Source organism: Candidatus Frankia alpina, assembly GCF_902806485.1.
Lineage (GTDB): Bacteria > Actinomycetota > Actinomycetes > Frankiales > Frankiaceae > Frankia > Frankia alpina.
On the sequence record NZ_CADCWT010000290.1, the window covers coordinates 1 to 5,266 of the forward strand.

The following is a 5,266-nucleotide window of genomic DNA, read 5'->3' on the forward strand; positions in this document are numbered from 1 at the left end:
GCGCCTGGATGCCCGCAACCAGCTAACCCAAGATCAAACAAATACCTGACCAGTTACCTTTCGTTTACCCCCCCCAATGTGCGAAGTGGTGTCAACCGGACCACCATGGGGGAATCGACCCGGCGTCGCGGTAGAACTCACCCGACGGGGTGAACCGGAATACCCAAGTCCGGCCATCAGGACGAGAATCACAGGCGAAGCATGGCCGGCGACCGGTCCGGCCGGGCCGCGCGGGGCCCGGGACCCGGGGCCCGAGACCCGGCCGGGAAATGGCCGGCCGGAGGCACCACGCGGCTGCAGAAGGGACGTGAGGGCACACAGTGACCACGAAGGCAATCGCGATCGCGCGGGAGCAGGACCGCTGGTCGGTGCATGATCTCGACCCGGCCGGCGCCGAGGACCTCGACGCCCTCACCGACACGATGCGCGACTTCGGAGACGACACCATCGTGGCGTTCCTGGAGGAGGACGACGAGTACCTCGCGATCGTCCGGGTCGGCGCCGACGAGCCGGACCCCAAGGTCTTCCTGTCCGACCGCCGGGTCCTGATCACCTCCGAGCTCGCCGAACGGCTGTTCGCCGACGCCCTGCCGTCGATGGTGGGCCTGGCCCCGGACGACGAGGACGACGACACCTCGGCGCTGACCCAGGCCGCCCCGGTCGGCGACCTCGACCTGCTCGTCGACCTGGGCACCTCCGAGGAAACGCTGCTGGAGCTGATCGGCGAGGAGGGCATGCTGCCCGCCGACCTGATCAGCGCGCTGAGCGAGCGCGCCGGCGCCGGGGAAATCCTCGACGACGCCCGTGGCTGATCCCGCCCCCGCCCCGGCGGCCGGATCAGGTCACGGCGCAGCGATGGGCCTCGCACTGGCCCAGGCGCGGTTGGCGCCGGCGCACGGCGACGTCCCGGTCGGCGCGGTCGTCGTGGCCCCCGACGGCACGATGCTCGGGGAGGGCCGCAACGCCCGCGAGCGCGACGGTGACCCGACCGCGCACGCGGAGGTGATCGCGCTGCGGGCGGCGGCGGCCCGGGTCGGCTCCTGGCGGCTGGCCGGCGCCACCCTGGTGGTCACCCTGGAGCCGTGCACCATGTGCGCGGGCGCCCTCGTCCTCGCCCGGGTGGACCGGCTCGTCTACGGCGCCGTCGACGACAAGGCCGGCGCCGTCGGCTCGCTGTGGGACGTCGTGCGCGACCGCCGCCTCAACCACCGCCCTGAGGTCATCCCCGGCGTCCGCGCCGACGAGTGCGCCGCCCTACTCACCGCGTTCTTCGCCACCCGCCGCCGCCCCGCAGCCAACTAACCCGCGGCTGTCCAGAGCGGACCCGTTCCTCTCCCCAAGGCGCAGCTCTCCCCAAGGCGCAGCCGATTGCGGTGCGTTCTCGACGGTTCGCCCCCGAAAACCGTGCGCGACGCACCGCAACGCGCACTGCGCACCGCAACTGACCGCGATGAGTCGTGACCAGTCACACCAGGACCGCCACAGCCATCCCCCGAGCGCACGGCGCTGTTCCGCGGAACACCATGATCGATGAAGCTGAGATCGGGCCGGACGCGTGGTGCGCGGTTCCGCGGAGCACCGCGCTGGCGCCCGACCGGCAGCCAGGAGTTGACACATCCGCGAACACGGCTCAGCTGAACGCCCTTGCAGCAGGTCCCCCGACCCCCCCGCGAACCGGACCCTCGAGTCGTCCGGTAAACTCGCCTACGGTGGAGTCGCCTAGTGGCCGAGGGCGCACGCCTCGAAAGCGTGTGAGGGGGCAACCCCTCCGTGGGTTCAAATCCCACCTCCACCGCCCGTGTCTCAGGCAGAACGCCGGGTCCGACGCTCACCACGTCGGCCCGACGTTGCCGTCTTAGTCTCACATCGGACGCGGCCCCGCCGACCTTGATCAGCGGTCCACCGGGCCTATCAAGGGCAATGATGCCGGATACCGATCGGTGAAGACATCGCCCGATCTCGATCCCGCAGCCCCTTTGGCGACACCCATCCTGAGGGTGCCATTCGCCCTGTCGCGGCGCCCTGAGCGCGCGGCGCGTTCCCTTTTCGCCCACCCGCCTCGGGCGACCTCGGGGCTGCGTCGGCCGACGTCAACTTGCGGCGGCTACGGAGCGTGAAATAGTCAGTGCGGGCAGTAATTCACTTACTGACCATGGCACCGGCGCAACGAGGCGGCGGACGTCATTGCGCAAACGCACGACCATCCATCAGAGGCACGACCGGTGAGTCGGAGGAATGGCATGGCGAGGATCGTCATTTTTGGTGCCGGTGGTCAGATCGGGCGCCGCATCACCGACGAAGCAATTCGACGGGGGCACGAGGTCACCGCGGTCGAGGTCGACGCGGCCCGCGTGAAGAAGCTTCCGCGTAAGGCCAACGGGGCGGAAGGCGACGTCACGTCGCGCGACTCCGTCCAGCGCCTGGCGCAGGAGGCGGACGCCGTCGTCGTCGCGGTGGGTGGTGTCGACCGTCCGGTGCACGCGAACGCCGCGCGTACCCTCGTCGACGTCCTGCCCCGCATCGGCGACCAGGCCCCGGCCGTCCTGCACATCTCCAGCGGCGGGACCCTCGAGGACGAAAACGGCCAGCGGCTCGCGGACAGCCCGGATTTCCCCGCCGCCGAGCGCAAGGACGCGCTCGACCAGGCGGACGCTCTCGACGTGTACCGGGACGCCAGCAACGTGCGCTGGGCGGCCATCGCCCCGCCGCCGCGCAACCTGGGCCAGGGGCAGCGTCGGGGTGCCTACCGCACCGGCAACGACCGGCCCGTGGTGGACGCCCAGGGCGAGATCGGCATCTCCTATGAGGACTTCGCGATCGCCGTCATCGACGAGGTCGAGAAGCCGCGTAACCGCAACCGTCGTTTCACGGTCGGGAACTGATACTCCCGCCTGATCTGCAGCCTGGGGGAAGCCAAAGGTAATGCGCAGCACCGGCGGACTCACCGCCGCTGACGACAGGCCGTCGACGATGCCGGCCGGCCGGAGGCGACGGATTCCCGTCCGCCGCTGCGCCTGGGCGGCGCGGACCGAATGACCCGCGCCGCCCAGTTCTCCTCTGGTGCGTTTGTCCTACCGGCGCGTTCAGGCCATCGTCGGTCAGGCCATCGTGTCGAGAATCGCCTCGATATCGGCCGGGGTGGTGCGCGGATTGATGACGGCGAAACGGGCGACGGTCTCGCCGTCGTGCCGGGTGGGCGGTACGAAAGCGAACCCCTCGCGGAGCAGACCACCGCTCCACCGGTGGTAGTCGGCGTCGCTCCAGCCGAGCCGGCGGAACACCACCACGGACAGCTCCGTCGGGCGGACGAGTTCCAGTTCGGGCCGCGTCGCGATCTGCGCCGCCGCCGCCCGCGTCGTCGCGAGCGTCGTCTCGATGGCCTCGGTGTAGGCCCGGGTGCCGTGCGTGGCCAGGGAGAACCACAACGGCAGTCCGCGGGCCCGCCGGGACAGCCCGATGGCGTAGTCGGACGGATTCCAGTTGGCGGCCGAGTCGAGCACGTCGAGATAGCCGGCCCGCTGCGGACCGTGCGCCGCCCGGGCCAGGGCGGGATCGCGGTAGATCAGTGCGCAGGCGTCGAACGGCGCGAACAGCCACTTGTGCGGGTCGACGATGAAGGAGTCCACGTCGGCGATCCCGTCGAACAGCGGCCGGACCGCCGGCGCGGCGAGCGCCGCCAGGCCGTAGGCGCCGTCCGCGTGCACCCACAGGCCGCGCTCACGGCAGACATCGACGATGCCCCGCAGGTCGTCGACGATGCCGAACTGCGTCGTCCCCGCGGTCGCCACGACGGCGAAAACCCCGTCGTACTCGGCCGAGCCGCCCTGTCCGACCGAGCCGCCCTGCCGGGCGAGGTCGTCGAGCGCGGCGTCGAGCAGCGGGCCGGTGAGGCGGCCCTGCTCACCCGTCGGCACGGCCACGATGTCCGCGTCGAGCATCATCGCCGCCTGGTACAGCGACGAGTGGGCTTCCGCCCCGCAGACGAAACGCCAGCGTGCCGGCATCGGCCGACCCTGCGCGGTCAGCCTCGTCCGGACGGCCTCGCGGGCGGCGACGAGCGCGGACAGGTTGCCGACCGTGCCACCGGGCACGAACACGCCGCCGGCCGCGGCGGGCAAACCCGCAAGGTCAGCCAGCCAGCGCAGCGTCTCGTTCTCGACGTGGACCGCGCCCGCACCCTCCATCCAACTTCCCCCGTAGATGGACGAAGCGCCGACCACCAGGTCGAACAGCACCGACGACCGGGTCGGGGCAGCGGGGATGAAGGCGAGGTTGCGCGGATGGTCCGCCGAAATGCAGGCGCGCGAGAGCACCTCGTCGAAGGTCTCCAGGGCCCGGAGACCGCCGATCCCATCCGCCGTGATCGTCCGGCCGGCCCTGGCGGACAGTTCCGCCGGTGTCGCCGATCCGTCCAGGGGAACCGGATCGAACCCGAGGCGGACCCCGGCAAAGTCGACTACCGCCCGCAACAGAGCGGCCGTCTCGGCGTCAAATTGATGCACGTACGGACCGTCCCACGACACGATGCTCGACAGGCGACCGCCGAAACGACGGTGCGGACTATGCGTCCTGCTTGCCGCGCTGCCGACGGAAGAGGAAGCCGCCACCCACGAGGGCAACCAGCAGAACAATCGCTCCGACACGCTTCACAACAAACCTCCACGACGAGGACTAAAATCAACACCGACGACAGAACCGGCAAGATCCGAAACGCTGGACCGTCACCGGAGAACCCTCGCCGATCGACCTGTTCGGGACCGGTCGACGCACGCTCCTACCGTCGGAAACCGAGCATGCCATCGAGCATGCCATGAACGGTGCCCGAGTGCGCGACCGGGCCGCCCGATTACCGGTCGCGTCCCCCGCACGGGGCATGGACGGGTGCCATATGACGGGGCAATCTTCGTGCGAGGGGTCGTCTCGGAGACGATTTCACGGCGGGCACGGGCAGGGGTGGGCGACACCTGGCCCGGGCCAGATGTCGGGTGCGTCGGCGTCGTGAGATCAGGCGACGGCCACCGCCACGCGACCGCCGGCGCACCGCACGCCGCATCTCGCCCGGGTGACCGGGTGAGGATGGCGCCGGGCGGGGACCGGGTCGCCTGGTTCGCGGACCCCGACGGCAACATCCTCGCCCTGACCGGGTTCACGGCTGGCCATCTGCCGTTCTCCCGGTATGCATTGCCCGTTCACCACCATGTCGGTTCACTGAGCCTTTCCCGGTAACGTTTCGTCGCTTTGCGTGACATCAATGTGGTGTTGGTGT

At 70.4% G+C, this 5,266-nt stretch carries 5 protein-coding genes and 1 tRNA gene; 5 read left to right on the top strand and 1 reads right to left on the bottom strand.

Annotation, left to right across the window (positions count from 1 at the left end):
- Positions 1 to 320 precede the first annotated feature (320 nt).
- The 4 genes from G6R25_RS21035 (at position 321) to G6R25_RS21050 (ending at position 2,882) form a co-directional block, all read left to right on the top strand.
- Positions 321 to 812 carry a tRNA adenosine deaminase-associated protein gene (locus G6R25_RS21035; protein WP_136448439.1) on the top strand — a complete coding sequence of 164 codons (492 nt, stop codon included), beginning with the start codon at positions 321 to 323 and terminating at the stop codon, positions 810 to 812.
- Positions 813 to 855: 43 nt separating this feature from the next.
- Entirely contained in the window at positions 856 to 1,302 is a 447-nt protein-coding gene (gene tadA, locus G6R25_RS21040; protein WP_163554299.1) for a tRNA adenosine(34) deaminase TadA, read from the top strand.
- A 406-nt stretch (positions 1,303 to 1,708) separates the two neighbouring features.
- A tRNA-Ser gene (locus G6R25_RS21045) sits at positions 1,709 to 1,795 on the top strand.
- 445 nt (positions 1,796 to 2,240) lie between these two features.
- Positions 2,241 to 2,882: an NAD(P)-dependent oxidoreductase gene (locus G6R25_RS21050; protein WP_163554300.1), complete on the top strand. Its 642-nt coding sequence runs from the start codon at positions 2,241 to 2,243 to the stop codon at positions 2,880 to 2,882.
- Between the two features lie 216 nt (positions 2,883 to 3,098).
- Here G6R25_RS21050 and G6R25_RS21055 read toward each other — a convergent pair whose 3' ends face one another.
- A complete protein-coding gene (locus tag G6R25_RS21055; protein WP_163554301.1) occupies positions 3,099 to 4,502 on the bottom strand; it encodes a pyridoxal phosphate-dependent decarboxylase family protein in 1,404 nt (467 codons plus the stop codon).
- 568 nt (positions 4,503 to 5,070) lie between these two features.
- On the opposite strand from G6R25_RS21055, the gene G6R25_RS21060 reads away from it, so the two are divergent.
- On the top strand, positions 5,071 to 5,226 hold the full coding sequence (locus G6R25_RS21060) for a hypothetical protein (protein WP_163554302.1): 156 nt from the start codon (positions 5,071 to 5,073) through the stop codon (positions 5,224 to 5,226).
- Positions 5,227 to 5,266: the final 40 nt, after the last annotated feature.